Here is a 16,938-nt window from a genome sequence, read left to right as displayed (position 1 = left end):
GTCTCCTAGTTGGAGACTTGCCCCTGTAACGCTTAGTCGAGTGACTTCATTGCGTCGTAAACAACGTGGGTGTAAGCCCCTTCGGGTACTTTGGAAATGACCGGTGATGAGTCACTGCTGAGCAGTACTTCAACAGTGCGGTCAAAGGCCGCTGGGTCAAGGTAACCTATCCCTTCTTCACTGCTGCTGAGCAGTTTGGCGACTTCGGTCATCATCCGTACCTGATGAGCCTCAGTCTGAGCGCCAGAGTCATCATTTTCCAGTACGATCATCGCCGCGGCTTCCGGATTCTCTCTGGCCCATTCCCATCCTTCTACCGTGGCTTTCAGGAAACGCGCCAGGGCATCTACCTTGGCTGGGTCTTCCAGGGTGCTTTCCATCACATACAAGCCATCTTCCAGAGTTGCCACGCCACCATCTTCATAAGGGAAGAGGGTCAGGAATTCCGGTGTCAGGCCACCATCAAGTACCTGGCCGTATTCGTTGTAGGTCATGGTGGACACACAGTCAGCCTGGCCATTGAACAGTGGGTCAACATTGAAGCCCTGACGCAGTACGGTAACGCCCTCGTCACCACCGGTGGTTTCATAGCCGAGTTGTGACATCCAGCTCAGGAAAGGGTATTCGTTGCCTGAGAACCATACGCCCAGGGTTTTACCGGGAAAGTCTTCCGGTGTTTCGATACCGCTGGATTTCAGGCAGGTCAGCATCATCCCGGAGCGCTCATAAATCTGGGCGATGTTGACCAGTGCCAGGCCGCGTTCGCGGGTTGCCAAAGCAGAAGGTAACCAGTCGACGACGACATCGGCGCCACCACCAGCCAGCACCTGTGCCGGAGCGATATCCGGTCCACCGGGTTTAATGGTCAGGTCGATACCGGCCTGTTGGTAAAAGCCCTGATCCAGTGCGGCATAGTAACCGGCAAACTGGGCCTGGGTGACCCACTTGAGTTGCAATGTCAGCGGGTCGTTAGCCTGTGCGGAAAGAGTGGTTGCCATCAAGGCGATACCGGCAGCGGTTGAGATGATATTTTTTTTCATTGTCGTGCCTCATTTGACTAGGTTTCAATAAACGTTTAGTTAAAACTTAACGTCCGCTTCTCACGGACGGATGCCAGAAAGTGACGCGTCGCTCCAATAGCGTCAGGGCGCCATAACTTAGTGATCCGGCCAGGGCGGCCACAAAAATGGTGGCCCAGACCATATCCATATTCATCCGGCCCACTTCGGCGGAGATGCGAAAGCCCATGCCGACAATCGGGGTGCCGAAAAATTCGGCGACGATCGCACCAATCAGTGCCAGGGTGGAATTCAGTTTCAGCGCGTTAAATATGAACGGCATGGCTTGGGGTAGCTGGTTTTTGAAGAAGATCTGCCCTTTGCCGGCGGCATAGGTATGCATTAGATCGGCATGCAATGGATCAACTGAGCGCAGGCCCGCCAGGGTGTTGATCAGCATGGGGAAGAAGGTCATGATCACCACCACAGCCGCTTTGGATTGCCAGTCAAAGCCAAACCACATCACCATGATCGGAGCGATGCCGATGATCGGGATGGAGGCCATAAAATTGCCCAGTGGCAGCAGGCCTTTTTGCAGGAAGGCATTGCGAACCACCAGCTTGGCGGTGATGAAACCCAGGCCGCAGCCCATCACATAACCAGCCACCACAGCCTTCAGGTAGGTCTGTTGAAAGTCGGCCCACAGCAGTGGCAGGTTGTTGCCCAGGGTGACAAACACCTGCGTGGGTGCGGGCATCAACACCAGGGGCACATCAAAGCCGCGGACGATGGCTTCCCAGACCAGCAGGATCATCAGGCCGAACAGCGCCGGAACCGCCAGTTTGCAGGGTTTTGCCCACTGACTCGCGCTATCGGCTATCTGCGTCATGCGACTCATCAGATAGCCTGCAGCAAACAGCGACAGCAGTAGCAGTGGTAACAGGAAGGTGCCCTGATAGAAACCCTTGGGCAGGAATAGCGCAATGCCGCTCTGTAGCAGTAACAGTGTAATCGCCAGCAAGGTCAGCAGTGTTTTCATCAGGATATGCCTCGTCTGAGCAGAATAAAGCGTTCAGCCAGCCCAACCAGGGTGATGAGTACCCAGCCAAGCAGGGCGGACATTACCAGCGCTGACCAGATTTGTACTGTCTGACCGTAATAGGAACCGCTCAGCAAACGGGCTCCGAGCCCACCCTGAGCCCCGGTGGGCAGTTCGGCGACGATGGCACCGACCAGTGCGGCGGCAATGCCGATCTTCAGGCTGGCGAACAGGTAAGGCTGTGCGGAAAACCAGCGCAGTTTCCAGAACATCTGCTGGGTGCTGGCGTTATAGGTAATCATTAGTTCGGTATGCAGTTTGTCTGCTGAACGCAGCCCTTTAACCATGCCGATGACCACCGGAAAAAATGACAGGTACATGGAAATGATGGCTTTGGGCAAGATGCCAGTCAGGTTCATGGAACCCAGTACCACCACCACGATGGGCGCAATCGCCAGAATGGGGACTGTCTGCGAGGCGATAACCCAGGGCATCAGGCTGGTATCCAGGGTGCGGTTGTGTACGATGCCGATGGCGATGATGATGCCCAACAGCGAACCGAGTATAAAGCCCAGCAGGGTCGAGTTCAGGGTGATCTGGGTGTGGTAAAGCAGTGAGCGCTTAGAGGTGATAGCATTGTTAAAAATACTGTCGTACAGCTCATAGGCCACCTGATGCGGTACCGGCAGTGGCGGACGCTGTATGCCATAAGCGCCCTCAAAAATCTGCGTGTAAGTCCAGCTCTGACCGGTACGTTCGAGCATATTGATCATCTGGTTGCCGTTCATCAGCAGGGCGGCGATATACCAGATAATAATAATGCCGATCACCAGCACCAGTACGGCGAACCACTGCTTGTTTGCGAGTTGCTTTAGCGTCGTCATAGCTCGGCTACCTCAATCGATCTGATGATCAGTGGCCAATGCCTGACGTATCTCGGCGGCCAGCGCAGTAAAGGCTTGGGTATCCCGCAGCGCCAGGGTCTTGTCACGCGGCAGTGGGCTTTTAATCACCTTGACGATGCGTCCGGGTCGGGGAGACATCACCACAATATGGGTTGATAGCAATACCGCTTCGGGAATGGAGTGGGTGACGAATACCACCGTCTTGCCGGTCGCTTTCCAGATCTTCAGCAGCTCCATATTCAGATGGTCTCGGGTGATCTCGTCCAGGGCACCAAAGGGTTCATCCATCAGCAGTAGTTCTGGCTCCAGGCACAAGGCTCGGGCGATAGAGGCACGTTGCTGCATACCGCCAGACAGTTGCCAGGGGAACTTGTGTTTGAAGTCCTGCAGACCGACCATGCCAAGGTACTTGTCGATCTGTGCGTTGCGATGAGTTTTGGGCTGAGCGGATATCTCCATCGGCAGAGCACAGTTACTGGCGATACTGCGCCAGGGAAACAGTGCCGGGGCCTGAAATACATAGCCGTACAGCCGGTTCAGGCGGGCATCCTCTGGTGAGGTGCCGCCGACCTGTATCTGTCCGCCAGTCGGTTGCTCCAGATCGGCAATTACACGTAACAAGGTGGTTTTGCCGCAACCGGATGGGCCGATAAAGGAGACAAAATCACCTTCGTGAATCGTCAGGTCGATATCAGACAGTGCATGCACCGGACCATCATTGGTTTCAAAAACCAAAGACAGCTTATCGATAGCGATCATCTGCCTATGGCTTCTGGGTTCACGGGTTATTTCAGTAAGTGTTTCTACAGCCTGCATAACGGGTTTCCTTTTAGCGGTCTACGGCCTGAGGTTTATGTTCGGCGTTATACTTCTCCACGGCTGCAAACACGCTGGGAAAGGCGGGGCGCTTGATATAACGACCGGCCCCTTTTTCCGCCATCAGCTTGCCGTCCTTGAACACCACCCGACCCTGACTGATAGTGTGGCTCGGCGCACCGGTAACTGTGCGGCCTTCAAAAATATTGAAATCAATATTCTGATGGTGGGTTTTCGTGGACAGGGTGTGCTGTTTGTCAGGGTCCCAGACGACGATGTCGGCATCGGAGCCCACGGCGATATGGCCTTTCTGCGGATAGAGATTGAAAATCTGGGCACTGTTGGTAGAGGTGACGGCGACAAATTCGTTAAGGGTCAAGCGCCCTTTGTTGACCCCGGAATCCCACAGCACCATCATGCGGTCTTCAACACCGGCGGTGCCGTTGGGGATTTTGGAAAAATCATCCTTGCCAGCCGCTTTCTGATCGGCGCAAAAACAACAGTGATCGGTGGCAGTGGTTTGCAAGGTGCCTCCCTGCAAGGCTTTCCAGAGTACTTCCTGATGTTCCCTGGGACGAAACGGCGGGCTCATGACATGAGCAGCGGCAAAGCCCCAATCAGGGTTTCTGTAGACGCTATCATCCAGTTCCAGGTGACCTGCCAGGCATTCACCATAGACCCGCTGGCCTTCATGGCGGGCACGGGCGATTTCATCCACGGCTTCCTTGCAGGAAACATGTACCAGATAAAGTGGCACGCCGAGTGACTGGGCGATGCGTATGGCACGGTTAGCCGCTTCACCCTCTACCTGCGACGGACGCGACAGCGGATGGGCTTCAGGACCGGTCAGTCCGGCGGCCAGCAGTTTTTGTTGCAGGTGATAAACCAGCTCACCATTTTCAGCGTGTACTGTCGGCATGGCACCCAATTCAAGGCAGCGGTTGAAACTGTTTACCAGGGTTTCATCGGTGGCCATGATGGCGTTTTTGTAGGCCATAAAATGTTTGAAGGAGTTAACCCCTTCCTTGTTCACCAGTTTACCCATATCCTCATAGACTGAATCATCCCACCAGGTTACGGCGACGTGAAACGAATAGTCAGCGGCGGATTTTTCGGCCCACTCACGCCAGGTGTGATAGGCCTCCATCAGCGGCTGCTGTGGCGAAGGAATAACAAAGTCGATAATCATGGTGGTGCCACCGGCAAGCCCTGCAGCGGTGCCTGTGTAGAAGTCTTCACTGGCGACTGTGCCCATGAAAGGCAGTTGCATATGGGTATGTGGGTCTATGCCACCGGGCATGACATACTGGCCTTTGGCATCAACCACTTCCGTTCCCTCTGGAACGCTCAGTGCCTGCCCAATCGCCTGAATTTTGCCATCTTCACAATACACATCGGCTAGCTGGCTCTGATCCGCATTGACGACCAGACCTCCTTTGATCAGTACTCCCATCTCGACACTCCTTAAAAATATGCGTGCTTAAGTTGTTCGCAATCACTGTCAGGACTTCAATGCAATTATCTGACCATTTGGACAGGAGGTTGGAATTATTTGTTTTAATTCATTGTTAATAATAGGGTTTTATTTTTTGTTATCTAAGTGGAGGGATAGTGCTGCGCACTGGCTGATTTTTGTTCTGCACAATCACAGGGCTAAGTGAGCTAAAAAAGTGCATTTTTACATCGCGTGTATAAAAGCTTTGGTGCAGCAAGAGCATTACAACTGCCAGGATTTGTGAATTTATTTTTATAAAACATTATGTTAGGTAAATAATTCCAAACTTCCTGTCCTTATGGTCAAAACTTTGCATGGTGCTGCGGAAAACAACCTGTCCGGATGGCTTGCTGTCCAGGATGGATATTGACGATACACGTCGTGATAACAGCTAGAAGGGTGTGATGATGAAACCACTGAAAGTTAACAAAGCGCGTTTATGGGACAGTCTGATGGAGATGGCCAAGATTGGTGCAACGGAAAAAGGCGGCTGCTGCCGACTGGCTCTGACCGATCTGGATAGACAGGCACGCGATCTATATATTCAATGGGCAAAAGAAGCCGGTTGCAGCATCCGCATTGATGCCGTAGGCAATATTATGGCGACTCGTCCGGGTGAGGATATGAGCCTGGCACCAGTAGGCACTGGCAGCCATCTGGATACTCAGCCGACCGGTGGTAAGTATGATGGTGTGTTTGGTGTGCTGTCTGGCTTGGAGGTGGTACGCAGCCTGAATGATAACGGTATCAAAACCCGTCATCCGATCGAGATTTCAGTTTGGACCAATGAAGAAGGCTCACGCTTTGCGCCAGCGATGATGGGCTCGGGTGTGGTATCCGGGCGTTTTACCCTGCAGGAAATACTGGATAAAACCGACGTCGATGGTATCCGCCTGGGTGATGAATTGGAGCGAATCGGCTATGCCGGTGATACGCCGGTAACCGGGCGTGAGTACCATGCCTTCTTTGAAACCCATATTGAGCAGGGCCCTTATCTGGAAGCCGAAAATAAGGTCATCGGTGTGGTGACTGGCGGACAGGGGCAGCGCTGGTATGATGTTGAGCTGACAGGGCAGGAGTCTCATGCTGGTACTACGCCCATGCACCTGCGTACCGATGCCTTAACCTGTGCATCTTCTTTGATACTGGCGGTTCAGGCCATTGCGCAGCAGCATAAACCCGGTTGTGGCACAGTAGGTTTTATGCAGGTGATGCCCAATTCGCGCAATACTATTCCCGGGAAAATTAATCTGAGTGTCGATCTACGTCATCCGGATGATGCGCAACTCAGTGCGATGGATACTGAACTGACTAAGACCGTTGAGCGTTTGGTGGCGGAGACCGGTGTGCAGATTCATCTCAAACCTATCTGGTACTACGCGCCGATTCCGTTCGATAAAAACTGCATCGAAGCGGTGCGCGGTTCAGCGGCTGATCTGGGTTATAGTCATATGGATATTATTGCCGGTGCCGGTCATGACGCCTGTTATGTATCCGATTTTGCCCCGACCAGTATGGTATTTACCCCCTGTTTGAACGGCATCAGTCACAATGAAATCGAATCCACAACGCCGGAAGAGTGCGAAGCGGGCTGCTCGGTATTGCTGAATGCCATGCTACGCATGGCGGAAGTGGTTTCGGCTGACACGGATCGGGAAGAGGAAAGGCTGGTGCTGCATCGGGTGGGTGAGCTGTAAAGGCTTATTCACACCTGATTGATGCCGCAGCCCTTCAATACCATACGGATAATCAGGTCTGCACCCTCGTTGTAGTCCTGATCATCCAGTTCCGTTTTACCTAACAGAATACTGCTCTGCACCTGAAAGTCAGCATAAGCCTGGGTGGTTGACCAGAGCATAAACATCAGGTGTTCCGGGCTTACCGGGTCCATCCATTTTTTCAATATCCACTGACGAAACACCTGGCAGGTTGTCTGGAACTGATCCTTCAGATCGGTTTCCAACTGCTCTTTCAGGAAAGGCGCGCCATGCAGCACTTCGGCGGCAAAGATGCGTGAGGCATAGGGGTGTTCTTTGGATTGGCGTATTTTCTTGACGATATAGCTGCGCAGCGCGTCCCGTGGGTGCTGATCTTCGGTCATATCATTCATGCTCAGCATCCAGATCGACAGAATATTGCTCAGCACTCGCTTATACAGCGCTTCTTTGGTGTGAAAGTAATACAGCACATTGGCCTTCGGCAGGCCCGCTTCCTTGGCGATGGCTTGAATGGTGGTGCCGTTGTAGCCGTTGTCACTGAACAGGCATTCGGCCACCTTCAGAATATGATCAGAGTTGTCCTTGCGGATTCTCGCCAGACTGCGTCGTACGGGTTTGCTACTGGATCGCTTTTTTTCGCTCATATTCGGACTGAATTCACTGCAAGCTGCACCATGCATGGCACAAAAATAGGGTGTGATGCCTGAAAAGAGTGCAGAAAAAATTAGCCTGTAGCAAGCGCCAAGGTGAAAAATTGTCAAATAAGCCGCTGTTATTACCCTCGGATAGGGTGGTTAATACTATTAAAATCAATAAATTGTCTGGTTTATTAAAAATCTTCTGACCATTTGGTCAGAAGATGGCACGGAGTCTGCATTCCCTAGAGTCATAACAACGATGAACCTGACTGTGTTTGTGAAAACCGGAGAACCTGACAATGAGCCTTCAACCGCCGGTGACCAAGGTGTCACCCCCACAGGATATCGATCAGTACTTTACTGATATCCATCCCCCCTTGACTGACAGACAGGCGCTGCTGGAAAGTGCCCGCTGTCTGTATTGCTATGATGCACCCTGTATCAAGGCCTGTCCCAGTGATATCGATATCCCCAGCTTTATTCAGCAGATCCATTCCGACAATCTGCAAGGAGCGGCCCAGACCATCTACAGCAGCAACATCCTTGGTGGCAGTTGTGCCAGGGTGTGTCCGACCGAGATTCTCTGTGAACAGGCCTGTGTTCGTAACAAGGAAGCTGAGTGTGCGCCAGTGCTGATCGGTTTGCTGCAGCGTCATGCTACCGACCATGCCGAATTTGAAGGGCATCCCTTTAGCCGTGCCGCTGCAACAGGTAAGCGGGTGGCTGTCGTCGGCGCCGGGCCCGCCGGTTTGAGCTGTGCTCACCGTCTGGCGATGAAAGGGCATCAGGTAGAGATCTTTGAAGCCAGTGAAAAGCCCGGCGGTCTGAATGAATACGGTATTGCCCGCTACAAAATGACCGATGATTTTGCCGCTCGTGAAGTCGAGTTTATTCTGGGTATTGGCGGGATCACCCTGCACACCCATAAGGCGCTGGGACGAGATGTGAGTCTGGCTGAATTGCAGTCCGGCTTTGATGCCGTATTTCTGGGCTTCGGTCTGCAGGGTACGCGTAAATTGCTGCTGGAGCATGAATCAGCCAAAGGGGTAGAAGATGCGGTGGATTACATTCGTGTGCTGCGCCAGGCCTCCGATCTGAGTCAGATCCCTGTACCTCAAAGCGCGGTGGTGATCGGTGCGGGTAATACCGCCATCGATATCGCCTGTCAGTTGCGTCGGCTGGGATGTGAAGAGGTCACCCTGGCTTACCGTCGCGGTGAGGAAAGCATGGGCGCAACCGGGCATGAACAGCAGATTGCCCGCGATCATCAGGTGCGCATTCGCACCTGGAGCCGCCCTGAGGTGTTGCTGCTCAATGATCAGGGAGAGCTGCAAGGGCTGCAACTGCGCCGTACCCGACTCGAAGCGGGTGAGCTGGTGGATACAGATCAGGCGTTTACCCTGCCGTGTGATGCGCTGTTCAAGGCTGTCGGTCAGACGCTGGTACTGCCGGAGCCGGATATGCAGGAACAGCTGCAGATTGAGGGTGGCAAACTCTGGGTCGATGCACAGTATCGCACGCCCTTAGACAAGGTGTTTGCCGGGGGTGATTGTACCTCTGTCGGTCAGGACCTGACTGTTGAGGCCGTCCAGCAGGGTAAGCTGGCCGCCGAATCCATCCATCAACTGCTGATGCCTGTTCAGGCCTAATCCGGGAGACTCACCATGGCTAATTTATTCACACGCTTTGCCGGTATCGAATCACCCAATCCCTTCTGGCTGGCTTCAGCGCCGCCCACAGATAAAGCTTACAATGTTGAACGCGCGTTTGAAGCGGGTTGGGGCGGGGTGGTCTGGAAAACCCTGGGCGAAGATCCCGCCGCTGTCAACGTATCCTCACGCTACTCGGCCATATACGATGCCACTGGACAGGTTACTGGGTTCAACAATATTGAGCTGATCACTGATCGCAGTCTGGAGATCAACCTGCGCGAGATCGAAGCGGTCAAGAAAAACTGGCCAGATCGAGCCTTAGTCGTCTCGCTGATGGTGCCCTGTGAAGAGGAATCCTGGAAAACCATCGTCAAGCTGGTCGAGCAGACTGGGGCAGATGGGCTGGAGCTGAACTTTGGTTGTCCGCACGGCATGCCGGAACGCGGTATGGGCGCGGCCGTCGGGCAGGTGCCGGAGTTTGTCGAGATGGTGACGCGCTGGTGCAAGATGTACAGCCGTTTGCCTGTGATCGTCAAACTCACGCCGAATATCACCGATATTCGCTTTTCCGCCCGTGCGGCACATGCCGGTGGTGCCGATGCGGTGTCGCTGATTAACACCATCAACTCCATTACCGGTATCGATCTGGATCAGATGGTCGCCCGTCCGATTGTGGATGGTAAAAGCACCCATGGTGGCTATTGTGGTCCAGCCGTTAAACCTATTGCACTGAACATGGTGTCGGAAATTGCCCGTGATCCACAGACACAGGGACTGCCGATTTCCGGTATTGGCGGTATCAGCACCTGGCGGGATGCTGCTGAATTCATAGCACTGGGCGCTGGTTCGGTGCAGGTTTGTACCGCAGCGATGGTGCATGGTTTCCGTATCGTTACCGAAATGCAGGATGGTCTTAGCCGCTGGATGGATAGTAAAGGTTATCAGACACTTGATGATTTCCGCGGGCTGGCGGTGCAGAATACCACTGACTGGAAATACCTGAATATGAACTACAAGATCGTTGCCAGCATCGATCAACAAAGCTGCATTGGTTGTGGCCGCTGTTATATCAGTTGTGAGGACACCTCTCATCAGGCGATCAGTCTGACACCCAAAGCGGATGGTACTAATCAGTTCGATATTATTGAGTCGGAATGCGTGGGCTGTAATCTGTGTCAGATCACCTGTCCGGTGAATGATTGCATCAGCATGGTGCGTAAAGAAGCTGACAAACCCTATATGAACTGGCTGAACGATCCACGCAACCCTTATGGTGAAGCACGTTAATTGAATTCATGGCTGTGTCGTCATTGATGGCATAGCCCTTGCTGCGAAAACAGAGGGTTTAACCTGAATTAAACAGAGGATTCTGTGATGAAAGAAACGGATTATCCACTCAGTGAAGTCCCCGCTGGGGCACGTAAGGGGTTGGTGTCTACCTCCCTGGTATTACTTGGTTTTACCTTTTTCACCGCCACCATGTGGGCGGGCGGGTCATTAGGTGCTGCGTTCAGTTTTACTGAACTCTTGCTGGTGATCCTGATCGGTAACCTGTTACTCGGAAGTTATGCCGCAGCGCTGGGCTATATTGCCTGCAAAAGCGGTCTCAACTCTGTGTTAATGGGACGTTTCTGCTTTGGTGAAAAGGGCAGCAAACTGTCGGATTTCGTGCTGGGTTTTACCCAGATCGGTTGGTATGCCTGGGGGACGGCAACCCTGTCCATCGTGCTGATCAAAACCACCGGTTTACCGGAAAGCCTGGAAATACCCTTGATGATACTATTTGGCTTTGCTTTCTGTGCCACGGCCATGATTGGCTATAAAGGACTGGACATGTTGTCACGCTTTGCCGTACCAGCGATGATGCTGTTTATCCTCATCAGTCTTTACAAAGGCTGGGTGGATGTCGGTGGCTGGGGTAGTCTGACGGGTGAGTCAGGCAATGGCAGTATGAGTTTTGCGGCGGCAATTACGGTGATCATCGGTACATTTGTCAGCGGAGGTACGCAGGCGACTAACTGGAGCCGTTTTGCCGCCAGCCCGAAAATCGCGGTACTGGCTACGTTGGCGGCGTTCTTTGTCGGTAATGGTTTGATGGTGTTCACCGGTGCCCTGGGGGCGCTGATCTATCAGCAGGCGGATATTGTCGATGTGATGCTGGCACAGGGCTTTGTGGTGCTGGCGGTGCTGATGCTGTTCCTGAATATCTGGACCACGCAGGACAACACCATCTATAACTTTGCCGTGGCGGGTTGTAACCTGCTGCGCACTGACCGTCGTCGATTGGTTACGGTTGGCGGCGCAGCCATAGGTACAGTATTGGCAGTAGGGGGAATGTACAATATGCTGATTCCTTTCCTGATTCTGTTGGGTACTTTTATTCCACCGATTGGCGGAGTGATTATGGCCGACTTCTGGTTGCGACATAAAGGCGAGTACCCATTGCTGAGCAGTGTTGCCTTGCCGGACTTTAACTGGCTCGGTCTGGCTGCTTATGCCGTCGGTTCTGCCGCCGCGTATTTCTCTCCAGTACTACCTCCGGTTGTGGGTGTGCTGGTGGCGGCGCTCTGCTATGGTGTACTGCTAAAGTTGCCGGTACCTGCCGCTAATTACAGTTCAGCTAAATAATCATTTTTCACCGATTTGGACAGGATTTATGGAAATTATCAACGCCCGTTTACGTCATTCGACCGAGTACCATCGCCTGGTAATTCGAGAAGGGCGTTTCAGTCGGATTGAGGTACAACCAGGCTTGCTGCCGGTTAGCGATGAGCAACTGGATGCTGGCGGTAACCTGCTGTGTGCACCCTTTGTTGAACCGCATATCCACCTGGATGCGGCCTTAACGGCGGGGGAGCCGGACTGGAACCATAGTGGTACGCTGTTCGAGGGCATTGAGCGTTGGGGGCAACGTAAACCCATGCTGAGCGAGACGGATATCCGTCAGCGTGTGTTGAAGACCCTGGAGTTGTTGGTCGGGCGTGGCGTGCAGCATGTGCGCACCCATGTGGATACCACTGATCCCAGCCTGCTGGGGTTGCATACCCTGTGCGCCTTGCGGGATGAACTGCGTGATCGTATTGATATCCAGGTAGTGGCCTTCCCGCAGGAAGGTATCCATTCTTTTCCAGATGGTGAAAAACTGTTAGAAAGCGCGGTGGAGGCGGGGGCCGATGTAGTGGGTGGCATCCCGCACTTTGAATATACCCGCGAGCTGGGCGAAGCCTCGGTCAAAACACTGGTACAGTTGGCCTTGAAGTATGACAAGCTGATCGATGTGCACTGTGATGAGATCGACGACCCGGCTTCGCGTTTTCTGGAAGTGCTGGCGGCTGAGGCCTTGTTTAACGATATCGGTGATCGGGTTACCGCCAGCCATACCACCGCGATGCATTCCTACGATAATGCTTACTGCTCACGCTTGTTTCGCTTGCTGAAACGCTCGAATATCAATTTCGTTTCCTGCCCGACCGAAAGTATTCATCTGCAGGGCCGTTTTGATACCTATCCCAAGCGTCGTGGCGTGACGCGGGTGAAAGAGCTGAATGCGGCTGGCATGAATGTCTGCTTCGGTGAAGATTCTATCTTTGATCCCTGGTACTCCCTGGGTAACGGCAGCCTGCTGCGTACCCTGGATTTCGGGCTGCACATCTGTCAGATGATGGGCTACGAAGATTTCCGCACCGCACTGGATTTCATCACCGATAACAGCGCCCGTACCCTCAACCTGGGCGAAGACTACGGCATCGCCGAAGGCAAACCCGCCAGCTTTATCCTGTTACAGGGCGAAAACGACTATGCCGTACTCCGCCAGCAAAGCGAAGTGCTGCTATCGGTACGCCAAGGCAAAATCCTCCTGCAACGCCAACCCGCCCAAATCCTAACCCCCCCAGTGTTCGTTTAAACGAAACCATTCAAAGGGGTCAGTAACCTTTCCTTCACCGGCCTAGCTGGTGAAGGAAAGGTTTATCTTAGCGGGTGTTAAGCCTGGGCAACTGGGTTTGCTTGACGGTGGTATACCCCGTTGAGACTGTCGGATAAGTCCTCCAGCTCTTGGCTGGTGGCGCAGTGATCCGCTAAAATCGCTGAATCGAATTTGAGATCAGAGGTAGCAAGGGATGGCGCGGTACAAACACTACGATTACAACCAGACCAAGATGATTCCGCTACGTTTCGCGGATCAGATCCAACCTGGCACCTTTGAGTATACGCTGAACCACGTAGTGGATAATGACCTCGATCTCAGCGTGTTTGAATCCCGCTATCGCAATGACGTCAACGGTGCTCCGGCATACGATCCGGCAATTCTGCTTAAGGTGGTGTTATTCGCTTACTCCCGAGGTATCACCAGTAGCCGCAAGATTGCTCAGGCATGTCGAGAGAACGTGATTTTCATGGCGCTGTCGGCTGACAGCCAACCTCATCACAGCACGATTGCAGATTTTATCTCCCGCATGGAGGAAGTGATCGCGCCGCTGTTTACACATGTTCTGATGGTGTGTGATGGGCTCAATCTGATTGGTCGGGAGATGTTTGCCATTGATGGCTGCAAGCTACCCTCTAATGCAGCCAAAGAGTGGAGTGGTACGCGAGCCGAATTAAACCGTAAACAAGCTAAGATAGACCGTGCGGTTTCACGCATGATGACCGCGCATCAGCAAGGTGACCGTCAGGATCAACCGCCTGAAATCCTCGCCCGTGAACAGGCCCAGATTGAAAAACTTGAAAAGGTCTCTGCCAAGATAAAAAAGCACTTGGCGACCGCGCCTGAACGGCTCGGTCAGCGTGGCACACCGGTAAAAGGAAATATCACTGATCCCGATAGTGCCAAGATGAAGACATCGAAAGGTGTCATTCAGGGCTACAATGGCGTAGCGGCTGTCGATAACAAACACCAGATCATCGTCCATGCTCACGCCTATGGCGCTGGTCAAGAACAGCACACCCTGGAACCCATGCTAATGGGGATTCACCGCCAGTTCCGGCAGATACAACCAGACTCATCGATTCTGCGTGAAGCCAAGATTACGGCTGACAGTGGATTCCACAGTGATGCCAATATGAAGCTGATCTATCGTTTGGGTATCGATGGTTACATTGCCGATAACCAGTTCCGTAAACGCGATCCACGCTTTGCTGAGTCCGTAACCTTCAAGACAGCCAAGGCACAACGGCGTAAAGAACGTGGTGGCCAGGTGGCACAACGCTTCACACCCGCTGACTTTGATTATGATCCGCTGACTGAAACCTGCCGCTGCCCGGCAGGTCAACCGATGTGGAAACGCTTCAAGGGAGTGATAGGTGAACAAGAAACCATCAGCTTCCAGGGTTACCGCCAACACTGTCGAGACTGCTCTCTAAAACATCAGTGCCTGCGCCGAGCTAATCAACAAGATGGACGTCAGGTTAGCTTTGCACTGGGTGAGCGCAAACCCCTGTCCAGTTTTATCGAGAAGATGAAGCAGAAGATCGACAGTCCAATGGGCCGCCATATCTACAGTCAGCGCTTGGGAACAGTCGAGCCAGTGTTCGGTAACCTGGAAAGCAACAAAGGTTTGAATCGGTTTACCCTGAGGGGTAAATCCAAGGTGAACGCACAGTGGTTGATGTACTGCATGGTGCATAACCTTGAGAAGATTGCGACACAGGGGCAATAAAGGCATTGAGTTAAGTCATAATCTACTAAATGGTGACTGTGATAGCCTAAACCAAAGAGTATCGGCTGTTTGAATGAGTGGCAATATTTACCTGATTTGAGCAGGTCACAATTAACAGAATGAGGAAGGGGCTGTCGATGCTCGGGATTTTGATTTCAAAATGTCTAATCCGACAGGCTCGTTGGGCGTGGGTAGGTACATGTTTTTCTAAGTTTGAGTTATTAATAAATTTATTAAATTGAGATATTATTGATCTGAAACGGATATTTTGTGCAAATCAACACGAAGGATTGTTATCTTTTTTCGTAGCAACACTGCGCTGGATAAAAACTACGGCCGTCTATCTTTAGATGAACTCAAGCGACAGCTTAAGGTGCCTATTCAGCATTCGGTTGAGTCACTTTACGAACACTTTTCACGTCAATTGGATTAATACGGTGCACTTAATGCGCTAAGGGAGGGATACTATGTCAAACTCATTTGGGTGGCGATTTTTTGTTGTAGGCATTCTTATTTTAATGATGTTTATACCGCTGTTCTTTGTGGGCGAAATTGTCGATGATCGCTCGCATTATAACCGCACTACACGCTCCTCGGTTGGTATGGAATGGGGTGGGCCTCAAATACTCAGCGGTCCGGTGTTGGTGATCCCAGTCGAGGAATCAACGCTGGTAAAAGAGCGTCGTGAACTGTTTGATCCAGAAACAGGAATGCAGCGACTAGACACCGAAGGAAAGCCTGTTTTTCGCATCGTCGAAGAGCTGCGCCAGGTTCAGCGTTCGCCGCTGTTCATTTACCCCAATCTGTTTGAGGTCGAGTTGACCAGTGAAACCGAAGCGCGTCAGCGAGGTATTTTCACCGTGCCGGTTTACAGTTCAACGGCCGAGTTCAATTTTGATTTCCCGCTGGATACCGTTGCCAATCTTCTGGGTAGTGAAGAAACTCCGCTGTGGAATCAAGCCGAGTTGCATTTGTCGGTGACCTCGAACCGAAGCCTGCGCGGCAAAGCTTCCCTAAACGCTGGTGACGTGTCATTTGAACTTGAGCCCTTGCAACACCGTCGTGGAGAAGATGGGGGCGTCATGGCACTGACTGGTGATCCACGCGCGCATGAAACCTATCAAATGACTTTTGAATTTAATGGTGCTGAGTCTCTGATGATCGCTCCAGTGGGGCGCAATAGCCGTATTCGCATGGTGAGTGATTGGCCGCATCCGAGTTTCACCGGCGCCTTTCTACCCACTACACGTGAAATTTCTGATGAGGGCTTTACCGCCGATTGGTTGATTCCCCATTTAGCGCGGGCCCTGCCGCAGATAAGTCGCGAATCCTATGATTCTGTTGCTCGGAGACAGACTAGCTTCGGTGTGAATCTCTACCAACCGAATGACTTGTACCAAAAATCCTATCGCGCCGCACGCTATGGCATCTTGTTCATCGGCTTGACCTTCCTGATAATTTTTCTGATCAAGAGCCAGGGCGCACGCCCTACGCATCCGGTTCAGTTCATACTGGTAGGTCTTTCACAATCGACTTTCTTTCTGCTTTTGCTTGCTTTCGCCGAGCAGATCGGATTTGGCGCGGCGTACTTGGTTGCCTCGTCCGCGACCGTGCTGCTAATCGTAGCTTTTGGCGCGGCTGCGCTGCGTTTGGGGAAACGCACCTTGGTATTGGCACTGATGCTAACCTTACTTTATGGCGTGCTTTATTTGATCCTTCGAAGTGCTGACTATGCCCTTTTGGCTGGGTCGATATTAACCTTCATCGCGATTGCCGCCACCATGTACGCAACCCGCAATGAAAACTGGTATGAACCTCAGGGGGAAGGCTCGGGTCGACGCGGCTGGTTTAAAAGTAAGGCGATCACGCCAAACCCACCAGCAGAATAAGGCCCTAGCCGTGAGCAATGCTACTGCAATATTCTGACGACACCTGTTTTGCCGTCTAGTTGTACTTGCATGCCATTTTCCAACCGTGTCATTACGCCCCTGACACTCATCACTGCCGGTAACTGCAATTC

13 protein-coding genes are annotated in these 16,938 nt (G+C 52.6%); 7 read left to right on the top strand and 6 right to left on the bottom strand.

Going from position 1 to position 16,938, the window contains the following annotated elements; all coding sequences use genetic code 11:
- Nucleotides 1-32: 32 nt before the first annotated feature.
- From F5I99_RS11745 to hydA, 5 genes are read right to left on the bottom strand one after another with little or no spacing between them, the layout of a single operon-like run.
- Entirely contained in the window at nucleotides 33-1,040 is a 1,008-nt protein-coding gene (locus tag F5I99_RS11745) for an ABC transporter substrate-binding protein (RefSeq protein WP_151056235.1), read from the bottom strand.
- Between the two features lie 46 nt (nucleotides 1,041-1,086).
- Complete coding sequence (locus F5I99_RS11740; RefSeq protein ID WP_151056233.1) at nucleotides 1,087-2,037, bottom strand: ABC transporter permease; 951 nt, start codon at nucleotides 2,035-2,037, stop codon at nucleotides 1,087-1,089.
- The gene (locus F5I99_RS11735) at nucleotides 2,037-2,921 is read right to left on the bottom strand and encodes an ABC transporter permease (RefSeq protein WP_151056231.1); all 885 of its coding nucleotides are present in this window, start codon (nucleotides 2,919-2,921) and stop codon (nucleotides 2,037-2,039) included. The genes F5I99_RS11740 and F5I99_RS11735 overlap by 1 nt, the downstream gene beginning before the upstream one ends.
- 12 nt (nucleotides 2,922-2,933) lie before the next feature.
- On the bottom strand, nucleotides 2,934-3,758 hold the full coding sequence (locus F5I99_RS11730; RefSeq protein ID WP_151056229.1) for an ABC transporter ATP-binding protein: 825 nt from the start codon (nucleotides 3,756-3,758) through the stop codon (nucleotides 2,934-2,936).
- Nucleotides 3,759-3,771: 13 nt separating this feature from the next.
- Complete coding sequence (gene hydA, locus F5I99_RS11725) at nucleotides 3,772-5,211, bottom strand: dihydropyrimidinase (protein WP_151056227.1); 1,440 nt, start codon at nucleotides 5,209-5,211, stop codon at nucleotides 3,772-3,774.
- Nucleotides 5,212-5,660: 449 nt separating this feature from the next.
- Here hydA and F5I99_RS11720 point away from each other — a divergent pair, with 449 nt between their 5' ends.
- A complete protein-coding gene (locus F5I99_RS11720) occupies nucleotides 5,661-6,950 on the top strand; it encodes a Zn-dependent hydrolase (RefSeq protein ID WP_151059139.1) in 1,290 nt (429 codons plus the stop codon).
- 8 nt (nucleotides 6,951-6,958) lie between these two features.
- Here F5I99_RS11720 and F5I99_RS11715 read toward each other — a convergent pair whose 3' ends face one another.
- Nucleotides 6,959-7,615, bottom strand: a complete 657-nt coding sequence (locus tag F5I99_RS11715; RefSeq protein ID WP_151056225.1) for a TetR/AcrR family transcriptional regulator — start codon at nucleotides 7,613-7,615, stop codon at nucleotides 6,959-6,961.
- A 293-nt stretch (nucleotides 7,616-7,908) separates the two neighbouring features.
- On the opposite strand from F5I99_RS11715, the gene F5I99_RS11710 reads away from it, so the two are divergent.
- The 6 genes from F5I99_RS11710 to creD all read left to right on the top strand — a co-directional run bounded on the left by F5I99_RS11710 (nucleotide 7,909) and on the right by creD (nucleotide 16,807).
- Nucleotides 7,909-9,258 (top strand): NAD(P)-dependent oxidoreductase, encoded by a 1,350-nt coding sequence (locus F5I99_RS11710; protein ID WP_151056223.1) that lies wholly within the window; start codon nucleotides 7,909-7,911, stop codon nucleotides 9,256-9,258.
- A gap of 15 nt (nucleotides 9,259-9,273) precedes the next feature.
- Nucleotides 9,274-10,548 carry an NAD-dependent dihydropyrimidine dehydrogenase subunit PreA gene (preA, locus tag F5I99_RS11705; RefSeq protein WP_151056221.1) on the top strand — a complete coding sequence of 425 codons (1,275 nt, stop codon included), beginning with the start codon at nucleotides 9,274-9,276 and terminating at the stop codon, nucleotides 10,546-10,548.
- Between the two features lie 87 nt (nucleotides 10,549-10,635).
- Entirely contained in the window at nucleotides 10,636-11,889 is a 1,254-nt protein-coding gene (gene codB, locus F5I99_RS11700) for a cytosine permease (RefSeq protein WP_151056219.1), read from the top strand.
- Nucleotides 11,890-11,917: 28 nt separating this feature from the next.
- On the top strand, nucleotides 11,918-13,165 hold the full coding sequence (gene codA, locus F5I99_RS11695) for a cytosine deaminase (RefSeq protein WP_151056217.1): 1,248 nt from the start codon (nucleotides 11,918-11,920) through the stop codon (nucleotides 13,163-13,165).
- A 214-nt stretch (nucleotides 13,166-13,379) separates the two neighbouring features.
- Nucleotides 13,380-14,918, top strand: a complete 1,539-nt coding sequence (locus F5I99_RS11690) for an IS1182 family transposase (RefSeq protein ID WP_151056215.1) — start codon at nucleotides 13,380-13,382, stop codon at nucleotides 14,916-14,918.
- Nucleotides 14,919-15,385: 467 nt separating this feature from the next.
- Nucleotides 15,386-16,807, top strand: a complete 1,422-nt coding sequence (gene creD, locus F5I99_RS11685) for a cell envelope integrity protein CreD (protein WP_151056213.1) — start codon at nucleotides 15,386-15,388, stop codon at nucleotides 16,805-16,807.
- Nucleotides 16,808-16,938: the final 131 nt, after the last annotated feature.

Origin of the sequence: Nitrincola iocasae (genome assembly GCF_008727795.1) — a bacterium.
In the GTDB taxonomy this organism is placed as follows: domain Bacteria; phylum Pseudomonadota; class Gammaproteobacteria; order Pseudomonadales; family Balneatricaceae; genus Nitrincola; species Nitrincola iocasae.
Note: the sequence above shows the minus strand (reverse complement) of the source record. Positions and strands in the feature narration are given on the sequence as shown.

Bases quoted from the DNA above. Each gene is read 5' to 3' on its own strand.
- codA (WP_151056217.1), top strand. From the start codon at position 11,918: ATGGAAATTATCAACGCCCGTTTACGTCATTCGACCGAGTACCATCGC.
- F5I99_RS11735 (WP_151056231.1), bottom strand. From the start codon at position 2,921: ATGACGACGCTAAAGCAACTCGCAAACAAGCAGTGGTTCGCCGTACTG.
- F5I99_RS11745 (WP_151056235.1), bottom strand. From the start codon at position 1,040: ATGAAAAAAAATATCATCTCAACCGCTGCCGGTATCGCCTTGATGGCA.
- F5I99_RS11710 (WP_151056223.1), top strand. From the start codon at position 7,909: ATGAGCCTTCAACCGCCGGTGACCAAGGTGTCACCCCCACAGGATATC.
- codB (WP_151056219.1), top strand. From the start codon at position 10,636: ATGAAAGAAACGGATTATCCACTCAGTGAAGTCCCCGCTGGGGCACGT.
- preA (WP_151056221.1), top strand. From the start codon at position 9,274: ATGGCTAATTTATTCACACGCTTTGCCGGTATCGAATCACCCAATCCC.
- F5I99_RS11740 (WP_151056233.1), bottom strand. From the start codon at position 2,037: ATGAAAACACTGCTGACCTTGCTGGCGATTACACTGTTACTGCTACAG.
- F5I99_RS11720 (WP_151059139.1), top strand. From the start codon at position 5,661: ATGAAACCACTGAAAGTTAACAAAGCGCGTTTATGGGACAGTCTGATG.
- F5I99_RS11690 (WP_151056215.1), top strand. From the start codon at position 13,380: ATGGCGCGGTACAAACACTACGATTACAACCAGACCAAGATGATTCCG.
- F5I99_RS11715 (WP_151056225.1), bottom strand. From the start codon at position 7,615: ATGAGCGAAAAAAAGCGATCCAGTAGCAAACCCGTACGACGCAGTCTG.
- creD (WP_151056213.1), top strand. From the start codon at position 15,386: ATGTCAAACTCATTTGGGTGGCGATTTTTTGTTGTAGGCATTCTTATT.
- hydA (WP_151056227.1), bottom strand. From the start codon at position 5,211: ATGGGAGTACTGATCAAAGGAGGTCTGGTCGTCAATGCGGATCAGAGC.
- F5I99_RS11730 (WP_151056229.1), bottom strand. From the start codon at position 3,758: ATGCAGGCTGTAGAAACACTTACTGAAATAACCCGTGAACCCAGAAGC.